The sequence below is a fragment of the Methylosinus sp. is20ea genome, assembly GCF_059718135.1.
The window spans coordinates 3,065,538-3,090,921 of the sequence record NZ_AP046088.1 but is presented as its reverse complement, the minus strand read 5'-3'; the positions used below and the strand labels follow the sequence as shown (position 1 = coordinate 3,090,921).

The window sequence follows — 25,384 nt, the reverse complement described above, 5'->3', positions numbered from 1 at the left end:
ATTATTGGGCCTTGGGCGCGGGAGCCGAGTTCTTGCCGCCATTGCCCAGATCGAAATGCTGGCCGTCGACCTCGATGCTGCGGATGCGCGCGCCATAGCCGGCGCCACGCGCGGCCGGACGGACCCTGTGCTCCGTCGAAGCCGCGGAAGCGTGCCGCACATGCGCGCGCGCGGCCGGAAGCTGCGTCTGCGCGGGCTCTTCGCCGGTCACCAGATCGTCGAGCGGCGGCGCCGCCGAGGCCACTACGCCGCGTCGTCCGGCGGCGGTTGTGCCGGCGGGGCGCGGCGGCGTCGAGGACGAGACTTCCGAATTATTGGCGACGACATTGCCGGCGGCGGATGCGGCGAGCCGTGTCTCTGCGGCGCGCTGCGCGACATTTCGCGCGACCGTCGCGACGGCCTGCTGCTGCGACGTCGCCGCCTGCGTCAGGCTCGCCGCATTGGCGCGCGCGGCGGCGGCCGTCTGCGCGGCAGAGGACGTCGGCGCGCCCTGGCCGGCCGCGGGGCCTGTCGCCGGACTGCCGGTGACGCCGGCAGCGGTGACGCTCGTGGGATTGGTCGTAGAGCCAGGTATCCCGGCCGCCCCCGCATTCGCCGAATTGAAGGTATCGCCGGAATAGGTTGTTGTCCCGGTGGAAGCGCCAACGAATCCTCCGATGAAGCCGAAGACATTGGGGACGCCATTGCTGGTGGCGCCCGTCGCCGTCGTCACCACTCCGAAAGAAGACGAATTGAAAATGGTGCTGTTGAATGCAGTTCCGACAAATCCGCCGACTGCCGAGACATTCCCGCTGACGTTGACATTTCCGGTCGCGACTGAATTTCCAATTATGCTGCCGGAAAAGGCGAAGGGCTGCGTGCCGCCCACCAATCCGCCGACACCTGTGACCGTAGCGAGCGAAGTATCCTGGGTCCAAATGGTCAATGAGCCGGAAGCGGAGGAATTATAAATCGAACCGGCGTTCGTCCTGCCGACGAGGCCGCCGATCTGGCCCAACTGTTGACCCACGAACTGCGCGCTCGCAAATTCGTCGTTGATGCTTCCGGTTGCGGTCGAATTGAGAATAATGGCCGACTTGTGAAGAAAATCCACACCGAAATTGCTGCCGACCAAGCCACCGAGCTGGATGGCGTTGACCGCCGTGATGTTCACATTCGTATACCCGCCGTAGACGATGCCGCTGTTCAAGCCGACGAGACCGCCGATGCCCGAAGCCGTGGTTATCGTGCTGGTGGGCGTCGCGGTCGTATTGGGAATGTTCAACACGCCGCTCACCGAGGCGTTGAAAATCTGGCTACCGGCGCCGTTGTTTCCGAGGAGCGTGCCGATGTTGGACCCGTTTTTGACGGTTTCGTTCAGATTCGTCATGCTCACGTCACGGATTGTTCCGCTATTTCCGCCGAACAAGCCCTTGACGGTCGACCCGCTACTGAACAAAGTGAGATTAGCGATATTGTGGCCGAGCCCTTCGAAAATGCTGCCTGCGCCGACTCCGTTGACCGGAGTGGCGATATAAGTGACCGCGCTGCTGCAGGTCGCGCTCACTGCGCCACAGGCGTCGATATTCGTCGCCAACGCGTAGAAACCGGTGAGGTTCGTCGCACCCGATGTTGAAGCATTGGTGACCGCATTGAGGCCGTCGAGCAGGTCCAGCTGACTCATGCTGGTGATCAGCGTGTATTTATTGCCATTGATCGTCAGCGGATTGGCGGCCGTATTGTTCACGAAGTCGATGTGGCCGAGATAGGTCCCCGTCGTGCTGTCATAGAGCGGGGTGAAGCCGCCGAGCGGCGTTCCATAGGTCGAGGTCGCGACGCCGTTCGAATCCACCGATGTGTCGATATTGGGATTATAGGTGGCGACGAGGCTCGCATTATTGCTCGCCGTCATCACCGCGTTGAGATTGATGAAGCTCGTCGCATTCAGCGTCAGCGTCCCCGCCGACCAGCCCACAGTGTCATTGACGTTGATATTCTTGCCCGCAAAAGTCCATGCGCCGGCGTTGCTCCACAGCTGCGGCGCGTTGAAATTCACATTGCCGCCCGCCGTCGCCGTGAGCACGGCGACCTGCAGCGACGACGGCGCATCGACGTTAATGTCCGTCCCCGCCTTCAGCGTGAGGCCCGAGCTCGCGCCGCCGCCCGTAAGCACGGCGTTGACATTGATGGCGTTGGTGGCGTTGAGCGTCAGCGTCGTATTGGCCGCCCAGCTCACCACATCATTCACATCGATATTGCCGCCGGCGCCATTGCCCGAGGTCGACAATATCGTCACATTATTGGAGCCGAGCTGGCTCGACAGCGTCGAGCCGGTGATGTCGCCGCCCGTCGCCGCAATGGTGAAGCCGTCGGGATCGATGATCCAGCTTCCATTCTCGCCGGTCGAGGATTTCGTCGTGATGACGGCGCTGTCGGCGATCGTGACCTTGTTTCCGGAGGTGTCGATCGTTCCGCCCTGGCCGCCCTTCGGCGCGGAGGCGTCGAGCTTGCCGGACACATTCACCGTTCCGCCAGAGGCCAACAGCTTGATCCTGCCGACCTTCACCGTTCCGCCGGAGGGTGAGCCGCCGGTGAGATCGGCGATGCTGCGCGCCCTGATGACACCGCTATTATTGACCTGCGCCGAGAGAAGATCGTCCGCCGCCTTCGCCGTCAGCACGACCTGGCCGCCATTGGCTTTGATCAGCCCCTTATTCTCGACGAGCGCATTCAGCGTTCCCTTGTCGATCGTCACGTCAAGCAGCGAATCGCCGCCGAAATTGAGCGTGACCGCATCGCCGGAGGCGAGCGCGACCGTGCCGAGCTTGACCGAGATCGTCCCTTCGTTCGAGACCGTCCGGCCGAGCAGAGCAACGTAGCCGCCGTCGCTGGCTTTGATCTTGCCCTGATTGATGACGGATGCGCTGGAGGAGCCGGAGAAAGTATAGCTTCCGGCCATGAAATTGGAATTGGAGATATCGAGCGTCGAGGCGACGATGCCGCCGACATTCACTTGCGCGTCCTTGGTGAAGAGGACGCCGTTGGAATTGACGAGAAACACGCGGCCATTGGCGTTGAGCGCGCCGGCGATAATGCTCTGCTCATTGCCGACGACGCGGTTGAGCGTCACCGCCAGCGCGGAGGGCTGGTAGAAATTGACGGTTTCGCCGAGCCCGATGGAGAAGCTCTGCCAATTGATGATGGCGCGATTGGTGGATTGTGCGACATTGGTGACGCTGCCCGCCGAGGAAATGCTCGCAGCGCCGTCGACGACGACGCCCCCGGTCGGATTGGCGAGCGCGAAGCCCGGCGCTGCAAGCGCCGCCGCTATCGCCGTCATCGTCGAAAATAGGCCGCGTAGAGCGCACAAGTCCCGGAGAAGAGACGCAGGCGCGCGCGACGCTTCCGGCCCGCGCGGCGCACAGGCCCGATGACGCTGATATCGGCTCGATTGCATGACATTCCTGTTCCTCGGGTTCGGCGACGTCCCGACATTTGTGGCGCACCCGCGCAGCGCATCGCTCCCGCGAGATCGGCTTTATGAATTTACTCGCTCTATCAAAGCTTTGACGCCGATCACCCGAGGACAGTAGCAGCGGAGCCGCAGCCCAATCCTTTCAAATGACGACATCATTACCTATAGATATATAGCGAAGTCCGCGCTTCGGCGATTCCAAAAATGATGCGGATCGAACAAATTTTGTTCATAAAAATTACGCATTCTGTCGCGTCGACGGTAACGTAGACGTTATTTTATATATCGCCCACGGCGCGGATGACCAATTTCGATTGCGGCGAGCGTTCGAGCTGGCGTTCCACGATCTGCTATCGTGGGAAAAAATCGACGTCGCGCTCGGGAGCTTTTTCTATTTGCTATCGCTCCTCGAGACGCCGATATGGCCTGCAGCCGTATGTGGAAAAGCGTCGGCGGCTGGATCGCCGCCGACGCACTTTGCTTCGCCACAATTGCGAGCCCTTCGATAGAGCCGAACGCCTCGCGCGCGAGAACTCGCTCATAGGTATGCGCCCGTCGTGCGATTTCCTCCGCTCGACGGATTCCGTCGAGCGGAGCGCGTTCAGGCTAGGTCCCGTAGCAGTAGAAGGCTCTGTAGTAGGTGCCGACCGAATTGCTGGTCAGGAAGCCGATGAAATCGATGACGGTCGCCTGCGTGGTCGGCGTTTGCGCGGAGCGTTGCAGCGCTATGCCGTTCTGAACGATCTGAGGATAGGTCTGCGACGTCGTCCCCGCATGGCCCAGGCCCGCAGAGCCGTCGTATTTGTATTCGTAAACACTTTGGACATTCTGACCCGTATTGACGGTTTCGCCCGATCCGTAGTTTACACAGACTGAAGATTTCGCCACGAAACCATACGCATAGGTCGCCGCGCTCACCGCCGCATAAGTAGTTCCGATATTCGCCGAGGTGGCGACATTCGAAACGGGATAAGTGCTCGTCGTCGAGAGGCCCAGGCTCCATGGCGCCTGGTTCAGGACGGTCATAGCCGCGAATCCATAGGGAGCCTTGGAGGGATCGGCGATGACGAGCGTGGTCCCAATCGGATTTGGCACGCCGCCTGAGACGCTCGTCGACGCGGAGCCGAAAACGATCGAACCGTTGGCGTAGAAGAAGGGCGATTGCGTGACGCCGCCATACACCATCCCCAAGGTCGACACGGCGGCCGGAGCGGCCGTGTCGGCAGACAGGAAGAGGTCATATGGACCGCTCGTCGTGCCGCCCGCCAATATGGCGGCTTTCAAATTGGCAGTAGAATCCACCGTGATGTTGAACTCGACTTGGTTGGGGTGGTAAGCGACATAGGCTGCGGTTATGTCAGTGATGGCATTGAGAAAATTCGCGGCCACGCCGATTTGGATCGTCTCTGTCGCCTTGACCTCGGACATTTGGAGCAGCAGACAAGTCGCCGACACGCCGAGAGCGAGCGTCTTTCTCGTTAGGTCAAACATGATATTCCTCTTCGAAGTTCGATTGGGACATGGGCGAGCGGCGCCAGCCGCATCGCGTCAATATGATTTGAAGCAATGACCTTCGATCGCGCTCTTGCCGATCGTCGTCGTATTGCCGTTCGAATCGACGGCGCCGGTCAGAAAGGCGATGAAGTTGGAGAGTTCTGTCTCCTGATCCGCCGTCCTCGTGTGGGCGATCTTGATTCCCTTCAGAACCAGCTTGTCCGAGGGATGATCGGCGTCATTGGGCTTGTAGATGTGATGATAGGAACCCGGAGGATAGGTCGGGGTTCCGCCGGCCGGCTGAGCGCAAATCTGCGATTTGGCGACGAAGCCATAGGCGTAGATGCCGAGATCGACAGAGATATACGCCGAACCGACGGTCGGCGTCGTGAAAACGTAGCCGCTCGGAATCGTCGCCGTGTTGATATACCACGGCGCAGACGAAAGAACTTCGGCCGCCGCTTCTCCATAGACGTCGGTCGTGGAATCCGGGATCACGAAATTCGTCGTCAGCGGATAGGGAAGGCCATGGTGGATGTCGACGGATTTCGAATAGAGCGCCAAGAAGTCCTTCGCATATTTGAAGGGCGCGCCGACGACAAGGCTCGGGTAATTGTCGGCGAGGTCTTTCGGCTCGTTCTTGCTCGACGACAGGAATAGGTCATAGGGCGTGCTGGCGCCGGCGCTGATGATGCTGGCTTCCAGGGATTGAGCGGTCCCCGTCGTGACCGCCACATTGTAGGAGAGTCCGTATGTGGCGTAATAGGCCTGGAAGGCCGCAGCGAGATCGTTCGCCGTCTTCGCGAAGCTCGACGCCACGGCGAGCTTTATCGTGATCGTCGCCGCCTGCGCGTCGACGCAGCCCAGAGCGAGCGCCGTCGACAGGCCGATGGCCAGTGTCTTCATTCTCGTCTTCAACATGGATTTTTCCTCTTTTGTCAAATATTCGAGACGGATTTACGTTCGGTCTCGCCGGAAAGAACTTGGATCGCCGAGATAAAGCCTGAAACAGAGCGCCCCGACGCCCCTGGAGCCTCCTTTGCTGCGATGGGATTGACGCGGCAAAGACCACAACTCACACGTGTTATCGTGTGTAATACAACTATACAGCGAGTCTTTGCCCCTAAGCAACGCCTAAAAGTTGTGCCATCAGACCAAAATTTAATCAGGGTCGCGAGACTCGCATGAGCAGTTATCTTCTTTAAAAACAATATGTTGCGCGAATTTCGCGCAAGCGCGCCGCGATATGTTCGCGATATTTGACGCGGCCCCGCCCTGGCGATTAGATTGCCGCTATCTAATTTCACTACCTGAGATTGAATCCATGTCGAAAAGACCGAGCATCGCCGGCGCAGGCCCCGCCTATCCCAGACTCACCGAACCCAAGCGCCTCCGGCCCCGCCTTCCCTTCGCGACGATCGCGACGCCGATTGGCCTGGTGAAGCGGGCGCGAAAGCATCACGCGAAAGGGCTCGAGTTCGCCGAGGCCGAACGCTGGGAAGACGCGGCGCGTGAATTCGACGCGGCCGTGCGCGACGCGCCGGATCAGCCGGATTTCAATTACGCGCTCGGCGGCGCGCTATCCCGGCTCGGCCGCATTCCCCAGGCCATAGAGGCCTATAAGCGCGAGCTCGCGATATTGCCGGGCGACGGCCCGGCTCTCGCAGAGCTCGGCGTCTGCCTCGCGCGCTCAGGGCGCACGAGCGAGGCGATCCTCTGCCTTCAGACAGTGACGCGCCACCGGCGGGACATGCCCTATGCGCAATATAATCTCGGGCTCGCGCTGCTGACCGAAAAGCGGTGCGGCGACGCGATCGAAGCGCTCGACCGCGCGATAAGGATCGATCCGACCTATGCGAACGCCTATCGCGTTCGCGGCCTCGCGCACGCCATGGGCGGCGACGAGGAGCAATCGGCCGTCGACCTTCATGCCGCCGTGGCGATCGACGAGAAGAATCACGAAGGCATGCTCGCGGCGGGCGGCTATTTCAGCCGCAACGCCCGCGATCTCGAAGCGGCCCAGCTCTTCGAGATGGCGGCGCGCGTCGCGCCGGATATCGCGCTGCCGCAATCGATCTTCGGCCAATTCCTCATCGCCAACCGCCGCTATGAGCTCGGCATGAGCTTCGTCGATCGCGCGATCGCGCTCGATCCGATGCTCGCCGAAGCCCATGTCGCGCGCGGCTTCGGCTTTCTCGGTCAAGGACGCGTCGCCGAGGCGGTGGCGTGCTATCGCCACGCCGCGGAGCTGAAGCCGGCCGACGCCTATGTCGCAGGCACGCTGCTGTTCGCCTTGCAGCACAAGCCGGGCGTCACGCGGGCGGAATTGCGCGAGGGTCACGCCAAATGGGGCGCGTTGTTTCGCACCACGGCCCCCAAGAAGCGCGAAGACTTCGCCAATGAGCCGACGATGCGCAAGCTCAGGATCGGCGTCGTCTCCGGCGACATGCGCAAGCACGCCGTCACCTTCCTCACGCTGCGCGCCTTCGAGCGCCTCGCCGCGATCGGACATTCGATCTATTGCTACAAGACCGACCGCAAGTTCAAGGACGATGAATATAGCGACCGCTACAAGGCATTCGCGACCTTCTGGCGCGATGTCTCCGATCTCGACGACGCCGCGCTCGCGGCCCTCGTCGAGCAGCAGAAGATCGACGTTCTCTTCGACCTCTCGGGCCATACGATGGGGAATCGACTGGGGCTGTTCGCGCGGCGGGCGGCGCCGGTGCAATTGAGCTGGGCGGGCTATGTCGGCACGATCGGCCTCGACACCTATGACGGGCTGATCGCCGATCCCGTGGAGGTCCCCGCCGAGCATGACGAATCCTATATCGAGCCGGTCGTGCGTCTGCCGGACTGCTATGTCTGCTATGAGCCCCCGCGCGAGGCGCCCGATATCGGTCCCCTCCCCTGTCTTTCGCGCAAGAGCTTCACCTTCGGCTGCTTCAATCGCCCGGCCAAGCTCAATGCGCAGCTCGGCGCGGCGTGGGCGCGAATATTGGAGAGGGTTCCGAATTCGCGCATCATGCTCGTCTATGGCGGCATCGGAGAGGCGGCGACGGCGGAGGCCGTCTATTCGATGCTGGAAAGCGGCGGCGTCACACGCGACCGTCTCCTGCTCGTCGGCGAGCACGAGCAGAGCGCGCTTCTGAACGCCTATTCCCAAAAAGTCGATCTGGCGCTCGATCCGTTTCCTTATTCCGGCGGCGTCACCACTCTCGAAGCAATGTGGATGGGGGTGCCCACAGTGACGCTCGTCGGCGACACTTTCGCCGGGCGCCATTCGGCGACGCATCTGACGGCGGTGGGGCTCGGCGCATTCTGCGCGCATTCGCTGGACGAATATGTCGAGATGGCGGTGGGCTGGACACACCGGCCCCATGAGCTCGCCGCGCTCCGCGCCGGACTGCGCGAAAGGGTCGCGGCCTCGCCGCTCAATGACGCCGAGCGATTCGGCCGCAATCTCGACGAGGCGGTGATGCGGCTCTGGCAGGATTGGCGTCATTTGCGTCTCTCACGCGCCTAGAGTTTCCAGCCGAAGTGGACGCCGGTTCGGCGTTGGAAACGCGTCAAAACAAAAGCCGAGTGTCTTTCCGTGTTTCAATGAAACACCGAAAGACACTAGACGAAATGATCTCGCAAACGCCGGCCCGAGTGAAACGCGTCATTCGTCGTCCAGCTGACGCTGCGGCGGCTTGGCCGGCCCCGGCTTGGCGGTGAACATCGCCACTGTGCTGGTGCGCGCATCGCGCCCGATGACGATGCGTTGTCGCCCGATCTCGACGACCCTCCAGCCTTCGATCTCGTCGCCGCGTCGCAGGCTGCGAATCTTCGCCGTCGGATTCGGCCGCACAAGCGCGCGCGCGCCCTGCTCGTCTGTCACGACGCCGAGCAGCATGAGAGAGGGCGGCTCCGGCGGCACAGGCGGCGGCGCCTCTCGAGGCATTGGCGTCGGCGCGGGCGGAGGAGGACGGCGCGTCGCCGAGAATAGCGGCCGCTGCAGCGTTTGCGCAAAATCCTTCAGTTCGAGACGCGCGAGCGGATTGACCTCGGCGCGCCCGCCGGCCTCCAGCGCGCCGGCGGCTCCGCAGCCCGCGATCACAAAAAGCGCGCAGAAAAACCGCCTGTTCATATCCGCGTCCGACGCCAGAGAGCGCGCATGTCCAGCGTGACATGGAGCATCGCCTCGGCTCCGCGCTGCGCGCCGCGTTGTGGCGCGAGCACGAGGCCGTCGACGAATACATAAGGCGCACCCGTCTCCAGCTCGTACAACGTCGCCTGCAAGGCCGAAAGTCCCATGTCGAATGTGGCCCGCATCCGCACGACATCGGAGGCGTCGTCGCGCATCGGCGGCTGAGTGGCGGAAGAGCCGACGCTCGCCCGCTGCGCGACGACGAGCCGCGTGACATGGGCCTGCAACAGGGCATTGGCCTGGCCCTGCGTCGGCGCGAGGAGAAAGGCCGCATCGGGGGCGAGCGCGACGCGCCCGCCACCCGCAGCGCCGCGGCGCTGCGCCGCCTCCACCTGCGCGAGCACGGCGCGACGCTGATCCGCCTCGTCGGCGGCGTCGCACCAGGCGCCGAGCGCCGCCGTCGCTCCCGCGCCGCAGAGGAGAACGAGAAGCGCGAGCGCGCCGAGCGCGAAGCTCTGCTCACGATCGAGCTCGAAGTCGAAGGACATGGCTCATTTTCCTTTCTTGGTCGCAGCGGCGGCGAGCTGCGCTTCTATGCCGAAGCGCTGTAGCCCGCCGTCCGAAGCGCGTATCGTCGGCGCCGAGAAACGCACGTCGAAGAAGCGCCCGGTTTTTTCCAGCGCGTCGATGAGCGGCGGCGCATCCTCGGCGAGCCCCGATATGCGCAACTTGCCGGATTCCACCGCGAGGCTCTCGAGAAAGGCGCCGTCCGGCAGCGCGCGCGACAAGGCGTCGAGCAGAGCGATCGCCGGCGTCGACGTCTCCTTCCATATCCATGCGCGTTCCGGCGGCTGCAAAGCTGCGATGGCGCTCGGATTCTTCGCGGCCTCGTCGCGCTTTTGCAGCGCATGCGCGCGCGCGGCGAGCGTTTCGCTCTCCTCCTGAAGCGCGCGCGCGGCGAACGACGCAACCACGACGATCATCGCGCAGATCGCGACATAGGCGCCGATGGCGCCGCCGACGAAACGACGCCTGCGCCGACGCGCCGCGGCGTCGCCTTGCGACGCGCTTCCCGACCAGAGCAGCACCGGCTCCTGCGAATCCTCCACGGCGCCGACGACGCGATCGACGACGAGGCCCATTGCGGCGAGCTCGGCGCGCGCGCCGTCGACATCGGCCTCGAGGGCGATCAGCACGCGCACGGCCAATCGGCCGTCCGCCTGCGGCGTCGCGGCATGGCCGTGAAGAATTCGACCGACCGGCCAGGGCGAAAGGCGATCCAGCTGATTGGCGACGACGCCAGCCAAAAAATCCCGCGCCTGCGCCGGCGCCGCGAGCCTGCGCGTGACAGTCTCCGCCTGCGGCCATTCGAGCACGACGAAGCGCGCGCGGCGCCGCACATCCGCAGACGCCGCGCTTCCGATCGAAGCGGCCGCGAGCGGCGTCGCGTCGGAACTCGCGCCCGAGAAAAACCGAAACTCTTCCCCCGAGCGCGTTACGCGCAGCATGTCGCGCCGCCGTCGCGCTTCGTTCACGCGCGAGACGATTCCCGAAAGCGCGTCGAGCCAGCGCATGAGAAGATCGAAATTCGGCAACTCACTCTCCCCGTGGATAGGCGCCATAAGCCGTCGGACGCGACGATTGCCGAAAGGCGAGAATGCGATAGGGCTCGCTGTCCTTCGGCACGACGACGATGACGGCCTCGGCCGCCGCGGCGAAGCCATCGGCGAGCGCGACGACGATCTCGAGGCGGGCGATGCTGCGGGCCGCAGGCTTCGCATAGCGGGAGGCGGGACCGAGAATTTGGTCGCAGGCCTCCGGCTCGAGCGCTCCCGCCGCGCGCGCCTCCATCAGACGCTCGATGCGCGCCTCCGTCATCTGCGGCAGGAGGCGCAAAACCTCGATGGGCGCTGTCGCGGCGTTCACCGTCTCCGCGCCGAAGACGGTGACGAAGGCCGCGATCGAACGCGCATAATCGGCGGGAACCGCAGGAATCTGCGCCAATTGGTCGACATTTGTGAAAATACGCTCGAAACGGCGCGCAGCTTCAGAAGGGTCTGCATTCGGCGCGCGTTTCGCGGCGGAGGCCTCGCCCGCATCGCGCCAGCGCACGATCGCCTGCGCGACCGCCTCGGCGTCGGGCGCGCCGACGCCGACGAGCAGAGAGGCGAGCGTCTCCGCCGGCGCTTTGTTGATGTCGATCCTGCCGAGCTCGTCGCTCAGCCGCACGCGGCCCACACCGACCGGCAGCGCAAAGCGCGTCTCGGTGGCGAGCAATGGCCTGCCGCCATATTTGATCAAAACATCGGCCCCGACCTCTATTCCGGCGTCGATCAGCGCCTCGGCCTGCACGCGGTCGCGATCGATCGCCAGCAATCCCGCAAAGCTGCGAAAACTCGTCGACACCGCCATGGCGAGCGCCGACAGCAGCGCGATCGTCCACAGCACGGCGACGAGAACGACGCCCCTGCGCGAGCGGATGCGACGAAATCGATTCACAGGTCCCCCCGCCGCGCCGGCGCGTCCGGCTCATTCTTCTTGCCGGGAAGGCATTTTGCCGCCTCGGTCGCACAAGCGGCCGGCGCATTGGCGCGCAAAACGAACTGCGCCCCGGGAAACACTCGCTCGCCGGTCTCCGGGTCTTTCAGATCGAGACGGACGAGACGCGGCAGCTCGGTCTCGCCGCGCCAATTGTCGCTCCAGCTCGGCGCGCCGTTCACCATGCGCGCATAGCGGAAGGAGATGTCGAAGCGCCCCTCGAGCAGAGTCACGGGGTCCTCTCCCTGCGCATCCGACAGGCCGGCGCGCGGTCCGAGCCATGGGGCGCGGCGGCGGATGAGGCGCGCGCCCTCCTCCCCCGCGGATTCGACGGAAAGCGTGATCGTCTCCTCTTGCGCCGCGCGCGCGCCGACGGCGCTCGCCGTCACGAAGACGAGTGTCGTGGCGCCGCCATCGAAGGCGACCGGCGCAGGCGGCTCGTCCGACTGCTTGTCCGGCTTCCCGCCGGGGCGCGGCGGCGCGCCAGCCGGCTTCAGCGTGACGAAGCTCGCCGCACCAAAATCGCGCGCGAGTCGCTCCATGGCCAGAGCGAAACGCTCCGCGTCATTCACCCCGCGCGCGCCATGATCGAAATCGCCGACGACATGATGCGTGAGGGCGGCCGCGCCGACGATGATCGACGAGGCCACGGCGAGGGCCGCGAGCATTTCGACGAGCGTGAAGCCGGCCCGCTCTCTCTTGTCTGCGCAAGCTCGCAAAATCTCACCTCCCCGACTGCGGGCGCATTCGCTAGCGAATGAGCGCGAGCCGAATCGTCTCCGCCGCGATCGATTGGCCTGCGTCGCCCCAGGCGACGCGCGCCTCCACACGATAGGGCGACCATTTGCGCGTATCGGTCTGCTCTCTCGCCGAGGCAGCCCCTTCGAATGCCGGCGTGTCCAGAAAGATCGGCTCGACGACGACACGCCAGTGAAAACCGCCGGTCTCGCCCTCTCGCGTTTCCAGAGCGGCGCGATCGAACGGCGCCTCGATGAGCGAGCGCAGCAGCTGTGAGGCGGCGACGCGTCCCTTGCCCTTGGCGAGCGTAGCGCGCGCGTGAAAGAGCTGCGGGCCGAGCGCGGCGGCGAATGCCGTCAGAACGGCGAGCGCGACCAACGCCTCGATGAGCGTGAAGCCGGCGCGATGCGAGGCTGCGTCATTGCGCATCGACCGAGACCTTTCCGCTGAACCAGTCGACGCGCAGCTCATAGCGCGCGCGCTCCCGCGCAAAGGCGAGAACCGCGCCCGAGGAGGCGCCATCCGGCTCGAAGCGCGCCACCGCCTGCAGCGCGCCATTCGATCCCTCGGCGGCGAGGAGATCGAGCGAGACGTCCTCCGGCACGGCGACTTTGCCGCCGCTCTCGCCGATCAGCATGCGCGCCGAGCGATCGAGCGCGACATGCCGCGGATGTCCGCTCGACATCGCGGCGAACCGCTCGCGCCGAAGCAGCGCCGCCGCCTCGAGCGCGACCGCTTTCAATTGCGATCGCCCCGAGCCGAAGCTCCATGCGACGACGAGACCGGAGATCAGCGCGACGATCATCATCACCGCCATCATTTCGACGAGGGTGAAGCCGGCGCGTCGGTCAATGCTCGACATTGGAAATATCCGCCGCCGTTCCGACGCCGCCCTCCTGCCCGTCCGAACCGAGCGAGACGATCTCGTAAGGCGGAACATGATCGACGGGAAAGCGATAGAGATAGGGCTTGCCCCAGGGATCGTTCGGCACACGGCCGCCCTTCACATAAGGGCCGGTCCAGACATCGACGCCGCTCGGGCGCTGCGCCAGCGCGGCGAGCCCCTCCGAGGAAGACGGATAACGTCCGACGTCTATGTAGAAGAGATCGAGTGCCGAGGCGAAGCTCTCGATTTGCAGATGCGCCGTCTTCACGCGGGATTCGCCGAGATAGTTGAGCACGCGCGGGCCGACGAGACCGAGGATGAGGCTGATGATGGTGAGAACCACCAGCATTTCGACGAGCGTGTAGCCCGGGCTCGCATGACGCAGACAGCGGGCGGAAGCGGCGGAGGAACAGGAGACGAAGGTCATTGGGCGAGTTCCGTTATGCTGAGAAGGGCGCTCATGATCGAGACGACGAGAGCGCCGACGAGGACGCTGACGACGACGATGGCGGCGGGGCCGATCGCGCCCATGAGCCGATCGAGGCCGGCGCCGAGCCGATGCTCGTAGAATTGCGCCGCATGAGCGGCGATGGACGGCAGATCGCCGGTCTCCTCGCCGATCCGCAGCATTCGAACGGCGAGCGGCGGCAGCAGCGCCGTCTCGGCGAGCGCTTCGGAAAAGCGGCGCCCGCTGCGCACCTGCGCGTGAATCTTGTCGATGGCGGCGACGGATTGCGGCTCGACGACGATGTCGCGCAGGATTTTCAACGTCGTCGGCAAGGACACGCCATTGCCGACGAGAAGACCGAGCGCGCCGATGATTCGCGTCGTGCGCCAATCCTGCATGGGGCCGGCGACGCCCGGAATGCGCGCCACCGCAGAGATCGCCGCGGCGCGCGCATCGGCGCGCGAGAAAACGAGCCACATCGCGAGGACGATCGTCCCCGACGCCGCGAGAAAGACATAGAGATTGGCGTGCAGCCAGGCCGACACCGCGAGCACGAAGGCGACGCCGCCATTGAGGCGATTGCCGAGATCGTGAAACACGGGCTCGAATTGTGGAACGACATAGAGCAGAAAGAAAAACATCACGAGCAGCGCAGCGCCGATGAGAAACAGCGGATAGCGAATGGCCGAGCCGACCCGCTCCGAGAGCAACTCGCGCCGCACGCGATCTTCGACGATGGCGCCGAGCACGGCCTGCAGCTTGCCCGACGCTTCGCCGGCGCGCGCCATTGCGACATAGGCGGGATCGACGATATGCGGATGGCGCTCCAGCGCCTCGGCGAAACTGTCGCCCGAGGAGATCATCGAGCGCAACGCGGTCGCAAAGCGCATGATCGGCTTGCTCGCATCCTCCGCGAGCGTCTGCAGCGCCGCATCGAGCGTGAGGCCGGCGCCGACGAGAACCGCCAGCTGCCGCAAAAAGATCGTCACATCGCGCGCCGGCGGGCGCTTGCCGCCCGGCGTTTCGCCAATGGCCCTTCGCGCCGCCTCCGCCTCTATCGGCATATGGCCGAGATATTCGATGCGGCGCAGCACTTCCTCGCGCGTTCCCGCATCGATTTCGCCGGCGACCATTTCTCCGGCCTGCGTCACGGCGCGATAGCGAAACCGAGGCATCTCAAAGACTCATTGTGACACGGAAAATCTCGTCGACCGTCGTCAGTCCGGCGCGACATTTGGCGACGCCGTCCTCCGCCATCGACGTCATGCCCTCGCGTCTGGCGATCGTCTCCAATTCATGTCCATCCACCTTCGGTCCGATGCATGCGCGCAGCGCGGCCGACGCTTCTATGACCTCGAAGACGCCTTTGCGCCCGCGAAAGCCGGTGAAATTGCACCATTCGCAGCCCTTGGGACGATAGATCGTCTCGCCTTCCATGAAGCCGAGCGAGACATAACGCGCATCGGCGGCGAGATCGTCGCGCGTCAGCCGATGCGCCCGCTTGCAGTCCGGGCAGAGAATGCGCACGAGGCGCTGGCCGACGACCGCGCGGACGCTGGACGCGAGCAGAAAGCTCTCGACGCCCATATCGATGAGGCGCGTGATCGCGCCGGCCGCCGTATTGGTGTGCAAGGTCGTCAGCACGAGATGGCCGGTGAGCGCCGCATGCACGCCGATATGGGCCGTCTCGGCGTCGCGCATCTCGCCGACCATGATGACGTCCGGATCCTGGCGCAGAAAGGAGCGCAGCGCCGCCGCGAAAGTGAGCCCTATGCCGGGATGGACCTGCATCTGATTGACGCCGGGAATTTGATATTCGACCGGGTCCTCGACCGTGAGAATCTTGCGCGTCGGCTCATTGATCTGCGAGAGCGAAGCGGCGAGCGTCGTCGTCTTGCCGGAGCCGGTCGGTCCGGTGACGACGATCATGCCGAAGGGCGCCTGCAGCACGCGCCGCAATATCTCGCCGTCGCGCCGCGACAGTCCGAGTTCGTCCAGCGCAACGACGCCGGCGCCTTTGCGCAGCAGGCGCACCACCGCGCCCTCGCCATAGAGATTGGGCGAGGTCGCGACGCGCAGATCGATCTCCGCGCCGCCGACGACGATGCGCGCGCGCCCGTCCTGCGGCAGCCGGCGTTCGGTGATGTTGAGCCCGGCCATGATCTTGAGCCGCGACAGCAGACCCTTGGCCATGCTCATCGGAGGCGACGGCGCGGCTTTCAGCAGGCCGTCGACGCGCAAACGCACCTGTAGCGCGCCGGCGAATGGCTCGATGTGAAGATCGGTCGCGCGCTGCTCGACAGCGAGGCGCAGCAGATCATCGAGCGCACGCACCACAGGCGCGCCGCGCGCGAGATCGCGAAGATCGTCGAGATCGTCGGAGGCGGCTTGCGCATTCGCCGTCTCCGTCGGCGTCGCCTCCCCCTGTTCCTGAACGGCGCCGAGCGCGGCCTCTATCTCCTCCGCCGTCGCGATGGCGATCGTCGCCGGCCGCCCGAGAGCCGTCTCGACCGCAGAGCGCATCTCATCGTCGAGCGGCGCGGCGATGGTGAGCACCAGCCCATTCGCGTCGAGAAAGGGAAACAAGCGCCCTTCCTTGAGAAAGCGTGGCGACAGCGGCCCGCCGCCGAACGCCGCGCCGGCGAGGCCGCCGCGCGCGATGCGCGCGCAGGAATAGAAATCCGCGAGCTCGTCGGCGAAAGCGGACGCCGATAATTTCGTCGCGCTCGCCCAATCGAACTCGCCGCCATTGCCGCGGCGCGCGGCCTCGAGCGCATCGGCCTCGCGCAGCCCGCCTTTGCGAGCGAGATATTCTAAGAACGTCTCGCGGGACATCGATCACACATCGTCGAGGAACGTAAGATTCTTGCCTATATACAACTTTTAATATATGTCGCTTCAGTATGCAAGCGTACGTAGAATTCAGGCTGTGCGGCCGATTCTGCGGTGTTCGACGAGCCTTATGTAAGGCGTCTACAGTATGCGGTATTGGAGTATATAGAGTGAAATCCGACTTCCGGCGTCTGCCAGCGCGGCTCCTGTCGCTCGCCGTCGCGACCGCCTTGCAGGGATGCTCGCCATCCGATCGATTGATGGGGATCGGACCCGGAGACAGCGTCGAGGTCGCCCGCAAGAAGGATTTCTCCGCCTATTTCCCGACGGCGGATTCGGGCGGCTCGGTCCTCGACAAGAGCGCGGCGCGACCAATGCTCTTTCCCGGCGCGCGGGACGTTTCGCCGCGGCGCTCGGAGGGCGACGCGCTCCGCGAGGCGCCGGCCGAGACCGGCGTGACCGCGCGCGGCGGCGACATAGAGATGAATTTCGATCAGGCCGATATTCAGACCGTCGCCAAAGCCCTGCTCGGCGACGCCCTCGGCCTCGACTTCACCATCGATCCGCGCGTCCATGGCGCGCTCACCATCGTCTCCGCCGGCCCGATCGCGCGCAAAGACGTGCTGCCCACATTCGAAAATGTGATCCGCATGTCCAACGCCGCCGTGCTGCGCGACGGACGCCTCGTCCGCATCGTTCCATTGCCGGAGGCGAGCGGCGCCGGCCCGGTGACGCTCGGCTCCGGGCAACCGGGCTTCGGCGTCACCATCATTCCCTTGCGCTACACATCCGCCGCGGCGCTCGCCAAGACGGCGGAGAATTTTCTCGCGCGCGGCGGCGCGATCCGCGCGGATACGGCGCGCAATCTGCTTCTGGTCCAGGGGACGTCGAGCGAGCGCCGCGCCATCGTCGAGATGATCTCCGGCTTCGACGTCGAATGGCTGCGCAATCGCTCCGTCGGCGTCTATCCGCTGAAATCCGCCTCTCCCGACAATATTATTCGCGAGCTCGAACGCATATTCGACACGGGCGACGCCGGACAGGGCGCCGGCACGATCGCGTTTCAACCCATGGCGCGGATGAACGCCGTGCTCATCGTGACCCGCGATTCCAAGCTGCTCGAGCGCGCGACGCTCTGGCTGCGCAGGCTCGATCGCTCCAACACGAGCGGCTCGACCGTGCGCGTCTATCAGCTCGCCAATGGCAATGCGGCGCGCGTCGCGAAAATCCTCAATGAGATTTTCGTCGGCAAGGGCGCCGGCTCCGCGACGGATTCCGCGGCAGGCCAGCTCGCCCCCGGAACGAGCGCCGCGCAATCCAAGCTCGATCAGCTTTCGACGGGAAGCGGCTTCGCCGGAGGCGGCGGCGCTTCGGCGAGCGGCTCACAGAGCGCATCGAACGGCCAGCAGAGCGGCGCCGCCGGCGCCGCCGGGGGCGGCGGACAGATCGCGGCGGCCTTCGGCAATTTCGCCGAGCAGAAGAACGCCGACCTCGAGGCGAAGGGCGATGGCGGCTCCTCCGGCGCGCTGCCCAAAGGCGTGTTCCAGAATGTGCGCATCACCGCGGACAGCGCCAATAATTCGATCGTCATTTTCTCGAGCCAGGACGATTATCTCGTCATCGAGCGATCGCTGCGCGCGCTCGACAAGCCGCAGATGCAGGTCTCGATCGAGGCGACTGTCGCGGAAGTGTCGCTGACCGACGATCTGCAATATGGCGTGCAATATTATCTCGGCTCCAGCGCCGTCGGCGCCGGCGTCGACAAAGGCTCGGCGGCCCTCACCGCGACGGCGAGCAGCGCGATATTGCAACGCGTGCTGCCGGGCTTCAATCTGCTGCTCGGCTCGGAGGCGCAGCCCCATGTGGTGCTGAACGCGCTGGCGACGCTGACCAGCGTCAAGGTCCTGTCCTCGCCCTCGCTCGTCGTCTCGGACAATCAGCCGGCGTTGCTGCAGGTCGGCCAGGAAGTGCCGATCTCCACCGGATCGGCGACCGTGCTCTCGACCTCCAACACGGTCGTCAACACGATTCAAATGCGCGACACCGGCGTCATTCTGAAAGTCTGGCCGCATGTGCACGCCAATGGCGTCGTGCAGCTCGAGGTCGAGCAGGAAATTTCCAATCCCGTGAATTCGAGCCTCACGCCGACGATCTCGCAGCGGCGCGTGCATTCGACCGTCTCCGTCGCGAGCGGGCAGACCGTGCTGCTCGGCGGCCTCATCAGCGAGCAGGAGAACGACTCCAAGGACGGCATTCCGGGCCTTCGGCACATCGCCTATCTCGGCGATCTCTTCGGCCGCACCACGCGCAACAAGGATCGCTCGGAGATCATCATCTTCATCAAGCCGCGCATCATTCGCGACTCGCTCGACGCGCAAGGCGTCGCCGAGGAGTTCCGCTCGCGCCTCGACATGATGCGCAGCGCGCCTATGGTCGTGACCGGCGCCGATCCGGCGAGGATACGCAAATGAGGAGGCGACCCTCGGCGCGCTCCCCCCTCCGGCTTCGGCGCGATCTGCCGGCGAGCCTCTGCGCCATGGGCTGCATCGGCGCATTGTCGTGGAGCTTTCTCGCCCTTCCCGAGGCCTTCGCATCGACCGAGCTCGGACTCCTGATGATCGTCGGCGCGAGCTTCGACGCGCGCTATTTTCTGCTTCCCGATCTCGCGACTCTGGGCGGCGCGGTATCGGGATTCGCCGTCACGCCGCTGCTCTCGCCCGAGGCGCCCGAGGCCGCCATGGCGGAGACGATCCTTCGCGCGCTCGCGCTGGCGATGCTGTTCGAGATTTTGCGGGCGGCCTATGCGGGCCTGCGTGGCCGCTCGGGGCTCGGGCGCGGCGATGTGAAGCTCGCTCTGGCGGTCGGAGCCTGGCTGCCGCTCCAGCTCATTCCCTTCTGCATCTTGCTCGCCAGCGGCGCGGCTCTGACATGGGTCGTCGTGCGTCGTTGGCGAGGCGGAGAGATCGACGCGCATTTCCGACTTCCGTTCGGGGCGTTTCTCTGCCCGGCGCTATGGCTCACCTTCTTCGCTCACGCGCTCTCGATATAGACGCGCCGCGCCATCTTCGACATCGTCGTCGAGTTCCACTTCGCGCATCGGGAAAGCCATGTCGCGGAGCGCCGCGGAGATTTTCGTCATCGACCGCCGGCTCGGCGGCCCGGGCGGACGAAATTCGGCCGAATTGCCGGCCTAACCCGTCTGCGGCCCCGTCCTTGACAGGGCCGGCGCGGCCGGCGCATCTGTCGCCCGCCTCCGGCGCGCCCGGACCGTTCCACCCGAGACACGGGAATTCATGCTCGCGACGCGCGCCCCCGCCAAGATCAATCTGACCCTCCATATTCTCGGCCGCCGCGCCGACGGCTATCACGAGCTCGAGAGCCTCGTCGCCTTCTCCGGCGCGGGCGATGCGCTGCGCCTCGCGCCGGGCGAGGCGCTCTCGCTCGCCGTCGACGGCCCGACCGCCGCCGCCGCCGGCGCAATGGCCGATAATCTGGTGCTGCGCGCCGCCCATCGCCTCGCCGAGCGCGTCCCCGGCCTGCGCCTCGGGGCGTTCCAGCTCACCAAATATCTGCCGGTCGCCGCCGGCATAGGCGGCGGCTCCTCGGACGCCGCCGCGGCGCTGCGTCTGCTCGCCCGCGCCAATGGCCTCGCCGCCGACGATCCGCGCCTGCTCGAGGCCGCCCGCGCCACCGGCTCCGACGTGCCCGTCTGCCTCTCCCCTCGCGCGCGCTTCATGCTCGGCCGGGGCGAGACGATCGGCGCGCCGCTCGGCCTGCCGCCGCTCCCCGCCGTGCTGATCAATCCCGGCGCGCCGGTGGAGACGCGCGGCGTCTTCGCCCGCCTCGGCCTCGTCCCGGGCGAGACGACGGGCGCGGCGCCGCATCCGGAAATTTCCGCCGCGCTCGGCGCGGAAGGGATAGCGGCGGCGCTGCGCAGGGGCCGCAACGATATGGAAGACGCCGCCTGCGTCGAGGCGCCGGTCATCGTCGACGCGCTCGCCGTGCTATCGGCCGCCAAGGGCTGCCGGCTCGCCCGAATGTCCGGCTCCGGCGCGACCTGCTTCGCTCTGTTCTCGACCCGCCAGGCGGCCGCCCGCGCGGCGGCGGTCATCCGCGGCCAGCATCCGGCTTGGTGGGTGAAGACCGCGGTGCTGCGATGAGCCGCCCGCCCGCCGGCAAGGACCGCGACCGCCAGAGCCACGATGGGAAAGACCGCGGCCGCCGCCCTCCCCCGCGCCAGACTGCGAGCGAGGAGGCGCCCTTCCGCCGTCCCGCCGGCGATATCGTCGTGCTCTATGGCGCCCATGCGGTGCGCGAGGCGCTCGTCGCCGGAAGGCGCAAACTGCTGACGCTCTATGCGACGGAAGGCGCCGCCGAGCGCATCGCGCCGCTCGCCGCCGCCGCCGGCCTCACGCCGAAGATCGTCGAGGCGCGGGCGCTGTCGCAGCGGCTCGGCGAGGAGAGCGTGCATCAGGGCCTGATGCTGGAGGCGCGCCCCCTGCCCGAGGCGGATATCGCCGACATAGAGCCGAAAAGCGGCCTCGTTCTGGTGCTCGATCAAGTGACCGATCCGCATAATGTCGGCGCCATACTGCGCACGGCGGCGGGTTTCGCCGTCGACGCGCTGGTCGTGACCGAGCGCCACAGCCCGGAACTCACCGGCGTCCTCGCCAAAGCGGCCTCGGGCGCGCTCGAGCATGTGACGATCGTCTCCGTCGTCAATCTCGCCCGCGCGCTCGAGCAATTGGCGGCGCGCGATTTCCTGATCGTCGGTCTCGATTCGGAGGGGCCGCAGCCGCTGGAGGCGAGCCCTCTGCGCAAGCCGCTGGCGCTGGTGCTCGGCGCCGAGGGCAAAGGCCTGCGACGCCTCACGCGCGAGCGCTGCGATCTATTGGCGCGGCTGGACATGCCGGGACCGATCAAGAGCCTCAATGTCTCCAACGCCTGCGCCGCCGCACTGATGGCGCTGCGCCTGCGGCTCGGGTGAGCCTCGCGAACGCCTCCGCTTGCCGATCACCGATGCGGTTCGATGTAAGGGGGACTTCGCGAAGGGGGCGGATCGATATCCCGCGAGAGGAGACACGCCATGCGCAATCTTGCGCTCTATTGGACGACCCTTGTTCTGATCCTCGGCGGCGCGGCGCTCGCCCAGCAGCAGATGCAGAGCGGCGGCCGCACTTCCGGCTCCGCCGTCGGACAGAATGTGACGCCGAGCACGGTGACGCAGAAATCCTTCGAAGGCCGCTCCGGCTTCATCGATCAGAATGAAGCCTTCGCCCTGGACGCGAGCGCGCTCGCCGCCGGCGCTCCGGGAGTCGAAGGCAAGCCGGGCGCGCAGAGCGGCCCCGCCCCACGCGGCCGCGGAACGACGTCGAAATTCGTCTATTGACGCCATCAGTCTGTCGCCCCCGCTTCGTCGCGCAGCCAGAGGACGAAGCGCTTGGCGATCGGATAGCTCTCCGATTGCGGATCGATATAGGCGACATGGCGCGGCCCGGGCGCGACGATCTGCGGGAAAGGCGCCGCGAGCAGTCCCTCGGCGACTTTGCCGCCGGTCAATTCGATCGGCCCGACAGTGACGCCCTGGCCGTTGAGAACCGCCATGATCGCCGTGTGAAAATGGCCGAAGCGGCGCTCGCGCCATTTCTGCAGCGGCGGCAAGCTTGCTGTCTCGAGCCATTGCTCGATCTCGCCGGGCCGCGTGTCGCTGACGGCGAATGTCTCGCCCAGCAAGGCCGCGGCGCCGCGCGCGGCGAGCGCCGACGCATGATCGCGCGTCGTCAGCAGAGTGAGGCTCTCCTGTAGAATGGGAGAGGCTTCCCAATTGCCGATTTGCTCGCGCCCGCGCATGATCGCGACATCGAAGAAGGACGAAGCGGGATCTTCTCCGGTCTGCCGCGTCTGCACATGCACGTCCACATCCGGATTTCGCGCGTAGAACTGCTCGAGCCGCGGCACCAGCCAATACATTGCGAAAGACGCATGGGCGAAAACCTTCAGACGCCGCCGCGCGGTCTTGGCGCGCCCCATCGCCGCGTCCATGCGCTCGAAGCAATCGGTGACGACGGCGACGAATTCGCGCGTTTCATCGAGCGGCCGCAAGCGTCCACGATCGCGCTCGAACAAAGCGCGCCCGAGCCAGTCCTCGAGCAAAGCGATCTGCCGGCTCACCGCGCCATGCGTCACGCCGAGCTCCTTGGCCGCATTGGAGACGCCGTCGAGCCGCACCACGGCTTCGAGCGTCTGCAGCATTTTCAGCGGAAGCGGCTTGCGCGCCATATTCGTCTCTCGCTCTCTCTCCCACAATGAACATCCTGCCGATGTGACGCTTTTGTGAAGCATGTCGGCGCGAGAGTCTTTTCATGTTTCATGGAAACATGAAAAGACTCTCGACTTTTGTCTCGACGCGTTTCCAACGCCGAACTGGCGTCCACTTCGACTGGAAACGCTCTCGTCACAGCGCCTGTGAGATTTATTCGTTTCGAAAGAACGGCCGCGCCTGCTAGATGAACCAGCGCCGGACCGAAGTCGCAAACAATGCGACAACACATTGCGGGGCGCGAATATGACATCGGAAATCACCGTCAACGGAAGGCGCTATGCGGCGCCCTCCGAGCCGACCGTCGTCGTCTGCATCGACGGATGCGAGCAGGAATATATCAATCAGGCGATCCGCGCCGAAGTCGCGCCCTTCTTCGCGAGTCTCGCGACGCGCGGAACCGTGCTGACGGCCGATTGCGTGATGCCTTCCTTCACCAATCCCAATAATCTCTCCATCGTGACCGGCGCGCCGCCGAGCGTGCATGGCATAAGCGGGAATTACTTCTTCGATCCCGAGCAGGGCGTCGAAGTGCTGATGAATGACGCAAAATATCTTCGCGCGCCGACGCTCCTCGCCGAATTTTCCAAGGCCGGACGCAAGGTCGCCACGGTCACCGCGAAGGACAAGCTGAGCGCGCTGCTCGGCTGCGGCTTGGAAGGCGTTCGCTTCTCCGCCGAGAAGGCGAATGAGGCGACGCTCGCCGACAATGGCGTCGACGATGTGCTCGCCAAAGTCGGCCTGCCGCTTCCCGCCGTCTATAGCGCGGAATTGTCGCAATTCGTTCTCGCCGCCGGCGTATGGCTCATGAGGACGATGCGGCCGGATATCATGTATCTCTCGACGACGGATTATGTGCAGCACAAGCACGCGCCCGGAACGCCCGCCGCCAACGCCTTCTATGCGATGCTCGACAAATATCTCTCGAGCCTCGACGAGATGGGCGCGGTCATCGGCGTCACCGCCGATCATGGCATGAACGCCAAGACGGATTCCGTCGGGCGTCCGAATATTCTCTTCCTGCAAGACATATTGGATGCGCGCTTCGGCGCGGGCGCATGCCGCGTGATCCTGCCGATCACCGATCCTTATGTCGTGCATCACGGCGCGCTCGGCTCTTATGCGACCGTCTCCGCGCCGGCGCCGATGCTCGCCGAAGTGACGCAATGTCTCGGCGCGCTCGAAGGCGTCGATCATGTGCTCGACAATGCGACCGCCTGCGCGCGTTTCGAATTGCCCCATGATCGCGTCGGCGATCTCGTCGTGCTGGCGAGGCGCCTCTTCACGCTCGGAACCGCAGCGCAGATGCACGATCTCTCTGGGCTAACGGCGCCGCTACGGTCGCACGGCGGCCTCACCGAGCAGCAGGTCCCGCTGCTCTTCAATCGTCCGGTCAGACGCGAGACCAATGCGCGTCTGCGCAACTTCGATGTCTTCGCCCTCGCCCTCAATCGATCGATCTGACGCAGACGAAGCCCCGAACATTTTCTCTCGCCATAGGATGGACGAACATGCGTAGCGCCTGCACCGCTTTCATGATCTCGATCGCCGCCATTTCCAGTCTCGACGCCGCGCGCGCCGAGACCGCCCTTTTGGGAACCGGCTCGGCCTTCGCCGCGCCCATCTACACGCGCTGGGCGCAGGAGGCGAAGCCGAGCCTCGGATTCGAGGTCAATTATCAGGCGACGGGCTCCGGCGTCGGACAAAAGCAGGCCGCGGTCGGCACCGTCGATTTCGGCGCCTCCGACGTTCCGATGGAGGCAAAGCGGATCGAGGACGCCAATCTCTTGCAGTTTCCTTCTGTGGTCGGCGGCCTCGACGTGATCGTCAACATCCCCGGCGTCGGCGCCAATGCGCTGCGTCTCGACGGGCCGGTCATCGCCGACATTTATCTCGGCGCGATCACGCGGTGGAACGATCCGCGCATCGTCGCGCTCAATCACGGCCTGTCGCTTCCCGATCTTCTCATCGTCCCGATCCACCATTCCAACGCCTCGGGAACGACTTTCGCGCTGTCGCGCTATCTCTCCAAGGTGAGCGAAGCGTGGAAAACGCGCATGGGCGTCGGGATGACGCTGGAGTGGTCCGGCGGGGTCGGCGTTCATGGCAGCGCCGGCACGTCGGGCGAGGTTCCGAGAACCAAAGGGAGCATAGGCTACGCCGAAAACTCCTATGTCACGACCAATCATCTTTCTCCCGCCAAGCTCCTCAACAGCGCCGGAAAATTCGTCGCGCCGAGCGAAGAGGCCTTCGCAGCGGCGGCGATGAATGCGGATTGGGCCGCGGCCGATAATTTCTCTGTCGATCTGACGAATATGCCGGGAGACAAGAGCTGGCCGCTGGTCACGGCGACCTTCGTTCTCGTGCCGAAATCACAGGCCAAGGCGGAAAATGCGGCGGCGGTGCTGAAATTCTTCGACTGGGCTTTCGCGCATGGCGACAAGGCGGCGAAAGCGCTGCAATATATTCCCTTGCCGCATGCGGTGAAGGATCAGATCCGGGCCGCCTGGGGGCAGAAAATGGCGTTCCGCGCCAAGAACTGA

22 protein-coding genes are annotated in these 25,384 nt (G+C 65.1%); 8 read left to right on the top strand and 14 right to left on the bottom strand.

Translation table 11 applies throughout. The features are described from left to right. Position 1 precedes the first annotated feature (1 nt). From AC6IY7_RS14475 to AC6IY7_RS14465, 3 genes are all read right to left on the bottom strand, one after another. Positions 2-3,319 carry a beta strand repeat-containing protein gene (locus AC6IY7_RS14475; protein ID WP_497780088.1) on the bottom strand — a complete coding sequence of 1,106 codons (3,318 nt, stop codon included), beginning with the start codon at positions 3,317-3,319 and terminating at the stop codon, positions 2-4. A gap of 741 nt (positions 3,320-4,060) precedes the next feature. Beyond that, the gene (locus tag AC6IY7_RS14470; RefSeq protein WP_497780086.1) at positions 4,061-4,945 is read right to left on the bottom strand and encodes a substrate-binding domain-containing protein; all 885 of its coding nucleotides are present in this window, start codon (positions 4,943-4,945) and stop codon (positions 4,061-4,063) included. Positions 4,946-5,002: 57 nt separating this feature from the next. Continuing rightward, positions 5,003-5,869, bottom strand: coding sequence for a molybdate ABC transporter substrate-binding protein (locus tag AC6IY7_RS14465; protein ID WP_497780085.1), 867 nt, complete (start codon positions 5,867-5,869; stop codon positions 5,003-5,005). A 403-nt stretch (positions 5,870-6,272) separates the two neighbouring features. Between AC6IY7_RS14465 and AC6IY7_RS14460 the strand changes: the two genes are divergently transcribed. Then, the gene (locus AC6IY7_RS14460) at positions 6,273-8,474 is read left to right on the top strand and encodes a tetratricopeptide repeat protein (RefSeq protein WP_497780084.1); all 2,202 of its coding nucleotides are present in this window, start codon (positions 6,273-6,275) and stop codon (positions 8,472-8,474) included. Positions 8,475-8,612: 138 nt separating this feature from the next. On the opposite strand, the gene AC6IY7_RS14455 is transcribed toward AC6IY7_RS14460, so the two are convergent. Genes AC6IY7_RS14455 through AC6IY7_RS14410 form a run of 10 tightly spaced genes read right to left on the bottom strand, consistent with a single transcriptional unit; the run spans position 8,613 to position 16,525 of the window. Then, positions 8,613-9,080, bottom strand: coding sequence for a hypothetical protein (locus AC6IY7_RS14455; RefSeq protein WP_497780083.1), 468 nt, complete (start codon positions 9,078-9,080; stop codon positions 8,613-8,615). After that, positions 9,077-9,628, bottom strand: a complete 552-nt coding sequence (gspM, locus tag AC6IY7_RS14450) for a type II secretion system protein GspM (RefSeq protein WP_497780082.1) — start codon at positions 9,626-9,628, stop codon at positions 9,077-9,079. The genes AC6IY7_RS14455 and gspM overlap by 4 nt, the downstream gene beginning before the upstream one ends. A 3-nt stretch (positions 9,629-9,631) precedes the next feature. Then, positions 9,632-10,675 carry a PilN domain-containing protein gene (locus AC6IY7_RS14445; protein WP_497780080.1) on the bottom strand — a complete coding sequence of 348 codons (1,044 nt, stop codon included), beginning with the start codon at positions 10,673-10,675 and terminating at the stop codon, positions 9,632-9,634. Between the two features lies 1 nt (position 10,676). After that, a complete protein-coding gene (locus tag AC6IY7_RS14440; RefSeq protein ID WP_497780078.1) occupies positions 10,677-11,579 on the bottom strand; it encodes a type II secretion system minor pseudopilin in 903 nt (300 codons plus the stop codon). Then, positions 11,576-12,337, bottom strand: a complete 762-nt coding sequence (locus AC6IY7_RS14435; protein ID WP_497780076.1) for a prepilin-type N-terminal cleavage/methylation domain-containing protein — start codon at positions 12,335-12,337, stop codon at positions 11,576-11,578. Before AC6IY7_RS14435 ends, AC6IY7_RS14440 begins: the two co-directional genes overlap by 4 nt. Before the next feature lie 31 nt (positions 12,338-12,368). Then, on the bottom strand, positions 12,369-12,785 hold the full coding sequence (locus AC6IY7_RS14430; protein WP_497780074.1) for a type II secretion system protein: 417 nt from the start codon (positions 12,783-12,785) through the stop codon (positions 12,369-12,371). Continuing rightward, on the bottom strand, positions 12,775-13,218 hold the full coding sequence (locus tag AC6IY7_RS14425; RefSeq protein ID WP_497780072.1) for a prepilin-type N-terminal cleavage/methylation domain-containing protein: 444 nt from the start codon (positions 13,216-13,218) through the stop codon (positions 12,775-12,777). Before AC6IY7_RS14425 ends, AC6IY7_RS14430 begins: the two co-directional genes overlap by 11 nt. Continuing rightward, a complete protein-coding gene (gene gspG, locus AC6IY7_RS14420; RefSeq protein WP_497780069.1) occupies positions 13,205-13,669 on the bottom strand; it encodes a type II secretion system major pseudopilin GspG in 465 nt (154 codons plus the stop codon). The genes AC6IY7_RS14425 and gspG overlap by 14 nt, the downstream gene beginning before the upstream one ends. Next, positions 13,666-14,865, bottom strand: a complete 1,200-nt coding sequence (locus AC6IY7_RS14415) for a type II secretion system F family protein (RefSeq protein WP_497780066.1) — start codon at positions 14,863-14,865, stop codon at positions 13,666-13,668. Before AC6IY7_RS14415 ends, gspG begins: the two co-directional genes overlap by 4 nt. Position 14,866: 1 nt before the next feature. Then, complete coding sequence (locus tag AC6IY7_RS14410; protein WP_497780063.1) at positions 14,867-16,525, bottom strand: GspE/PulE family protein; 1,659 nt, start codon at positions 16,523-16,525, stop codon at positions 14,867-14,869. Between the two features lie 167 nt (positions 16,526-16,692). On the opposite strand from AC6IY7_RS14410, the gene gspD reads away from it, so the two are divergent. From gspD to AC6IY7_RS14385, 5 genes are all read left to right on the top strand, one after another. Beyond that, positions 16,693-18,993 carry a type II secretion system secretin GspD gene (gene gspD / locus AC6IY7_RS14405; RefSeq protein ID WP_497780061.1) on the top strand — a complete coding sequence of 767 codons (2,301 nt, stop codon included), beginning with the start codon at positions 16,693-16,695 and terminating at the stop codon, positions 18,991-18,993. After that, complete coding sequence (locus tag AC6IY7_RS14400; protein ID WP_497780059.1) at positions 18,990-19,571, top strand: prepilin peptidase; 582 nt, start codon at positions 18,990-18,992, stop codon at positions 19,569-19,571. The genes gspD and AC6IY7_RS14400 overlap by 4 nt, the downstream gene beginning before the upstream one ends. Before the next feature lie 244 nt (positions 19,572-19,815). Next, positions 19,816-20,682 (top strand): 4-(cytidine 5'-diphospho)-2-C-methyl-D-erythritol kinase, encoded by an 867-nt coding sequence (locus AC6IY7_RS14395; protein ID WP_497780057.1) that lies wholly within the window; start codon positions 19,816-19,818, stop codon positions 20,680-20,682. After that, positions 20,679-21,509 (top strand): 23S rRNA (guanosine(2251)-2'-O)-methyltransferase RlmB, encoded by an 831-nt coding sequence (gene rlmB / locus AC6IY7_RS14390; protein WP_497780055.1) that lies wholly within the window; start codon positions 20,679-20,681, stop codon positions 21,507-21,509. The genes AC6IY7_RS14395 and rlmB overlap by 4 nt, the downstream gene beginning before the upstream one ends. 99 nt (positions 21,510-21,608) lie before the next feature. Further along, positions 21,609-21,911: a hypothetical protein gene (locus AC6IY7_RS14385; protein WP_497780053.1), complete on the top strand. Its 303-nt coding sequence runs from the start codon at positions 21,609-21,611 to the stop codon at positions 21,909-21,911. 5 nt (positions 21,912-21,916) lie between these two features. On the opposite strand, the gene AC6IY7_RS14380 is transcribed toward AC6IY7_RS14385, so the two are convergent. Continuing rightward, entirely contained in the window at positions 21,917-22,801 is an 885-nt protein-coding gene (locus AC6IY7_RS14380; RefSeq protein WP_497780051.1) for a LysR substrate-binding domain-containing protein, read from the bottom strand. 286 nt (positions 22,802-23,087) lie between these two features. Here AC6IY7_RS14380 and phnA point away from each other — a divergent pair, with 286 nt between their 5' ends. Then, positions 23,088-24,305, top strand: a complete 1,218-nt coding sequence (gene phnA, locus AC6IY7_RS14375; RefSeq protein WP_497780049.1) for a phosphonoacetate hydrolase — start codon at positions 23,088-23,090, stop codon at positions 24,303-24,305. 47 nt (positions 24,306-24,352) lie between these two features. Beyond that, a complete protein-coding gene (gene pstS / locus AC6IY7_RS14370) occupies positions 24,353-25,384 on the top strand; it encodes a phosphate ABC transporter substrate-binding protein PstS (protein ID WP_497780047.1) in 1,032 nt (343 codons plus the stop codon).

Excerpts from the sequence above, each read along its gene's own strand:
- AC6IY7_RS14475 (WP_497780088.1), bottom strand. The coding sequence starts at position 3,319 with ATGACGGCGATAGCGGCGGCGCTTGCAGCGCCGGGCTTCGCGCTCGCC.
- AC6IY7_RS14470 (WP_497780086.1), bottom strand. The coding sequence starts at position 4,945 with ATGTTTGACCTAACGAGAAAGACGCTCGCTCTCGGCGTGTCGGCGACT.
- AC6IY7_RS14465 (WP_497780085.1), bottom strand. The coding sequence starts at position 5,869 with ATGTTGAAGACGAGAATGAAGACACTGGCCATCGGCCTGTCGACGGCG.
- AC6IY7_RS14460 (WP_497780084.1), top strand. The coding sequence starts at position 6,273 with ATGTCGAAAAGACCGAGCATCGCCGGCGCAGGCCCCGCCTATCCCAGA.
- AC6IY7_RS14455 (WP_497780083.1), bottom strand. The coding sequence starts at position 9,080 with ATGAACAGGCGGTTTTTCTGCGCGCTTTTTGTGATCGCGGGCTGCGGA.
- gspM (WP_497780082.1), bottom strand. The coding sequence starts at position 9,628 with ATGTCCTTCGACTTCGAGCTCGATCGTGAGCAGAGCTTCGCGCTCGGC.
- AC6IY7_RS14430 (WP_497780074.1), bottom strand. The coding sequence starts at position 12,785 with ATGCGCAATGACGCAGCCTCGCATCGCGCCGGCTTCACGCTCATCGAG.
- AC6IY7_RS14425 (WP_497780072.1), bottom strand. The coding sequence starts at position 13,218 with ATGTCGAGCATTGACCGACGCGCCGGCTTCACCCTCGTCGAAATGATG.
- gspG (WP_497780069.1), bottom strand. The coding sequence starts at position 13,669 with ATGACCTTCGTCTCCTGTTCCTCCGCCGCTTCCGCCCGCTGTCTGCGT.
- AC6IY7_RS14415 (WP_497780066.1), bottom strand. The coding sequence starts at position 14,865 with ATGCCTCGGTTTCGCTATCGCGCCGTGACGCAGGCCGGAGAAATGGTC.
- AC6IY7_RS14410 (WP_497780063.1), bottom strand. The coding sequence starts at position 16,525 with ATGTCCCGCGAGACGTTCTTAGAATATCTCGCTCGCAAAGGCGGGCTG.
- AC6IY7_RS14400 (WP_497780059.1), top strand. The coding sequence starts at position 18,990 with ATGAGGAGGCGACCCTCGGCGCGCTCCCCCCTCCGGCTTCGGCGCGAT.
- AC6IY7_RS14395 (WP_497780057.1), top strand. The coding sequence starts at position 19,816 with ATGCTCGCGACGCGCGCCCCCGCCAAGATCAATCTGACCCTCCATATT.
- rlmB (WP_497780055.1), top strand. The coding sequence starts at position 20,679 with ATGAGCCGCCCGCCCGCCGGCAAGGACCGCGACCGCCAGAGCCACGAT.
- AC6IY7_RS14385 (WP_497780053.1), top strand. The coding sequence starts at position 21,609 with ATGCGCAATCTTGCGCTCTATTGGACGACCCTTGTTCTGATCCTCGGC.
- AC6IY7_RS14380 (WP_497780051.1), bottom strand. The coding sequence starts at position 22,801 with ATGGCGCGCAAGCCGCTTCCGCTGAAAATGCTGCAGACGCTCGAAGCC.
- phnA (WP_497780049.1), top strand. The coding sequence starts at position 23,088 with ATGACATCGGAAATCACCGTCAACGGAAGGCGCTATGCGGCGCCCTCC.
- pstS (WP_497780047.1), top strand. The coding sequence starts at position 24,353 with ATGCGTAGCGCCTGCACCGCTTTCATGATCTCGATCGCCGCCATTTCC.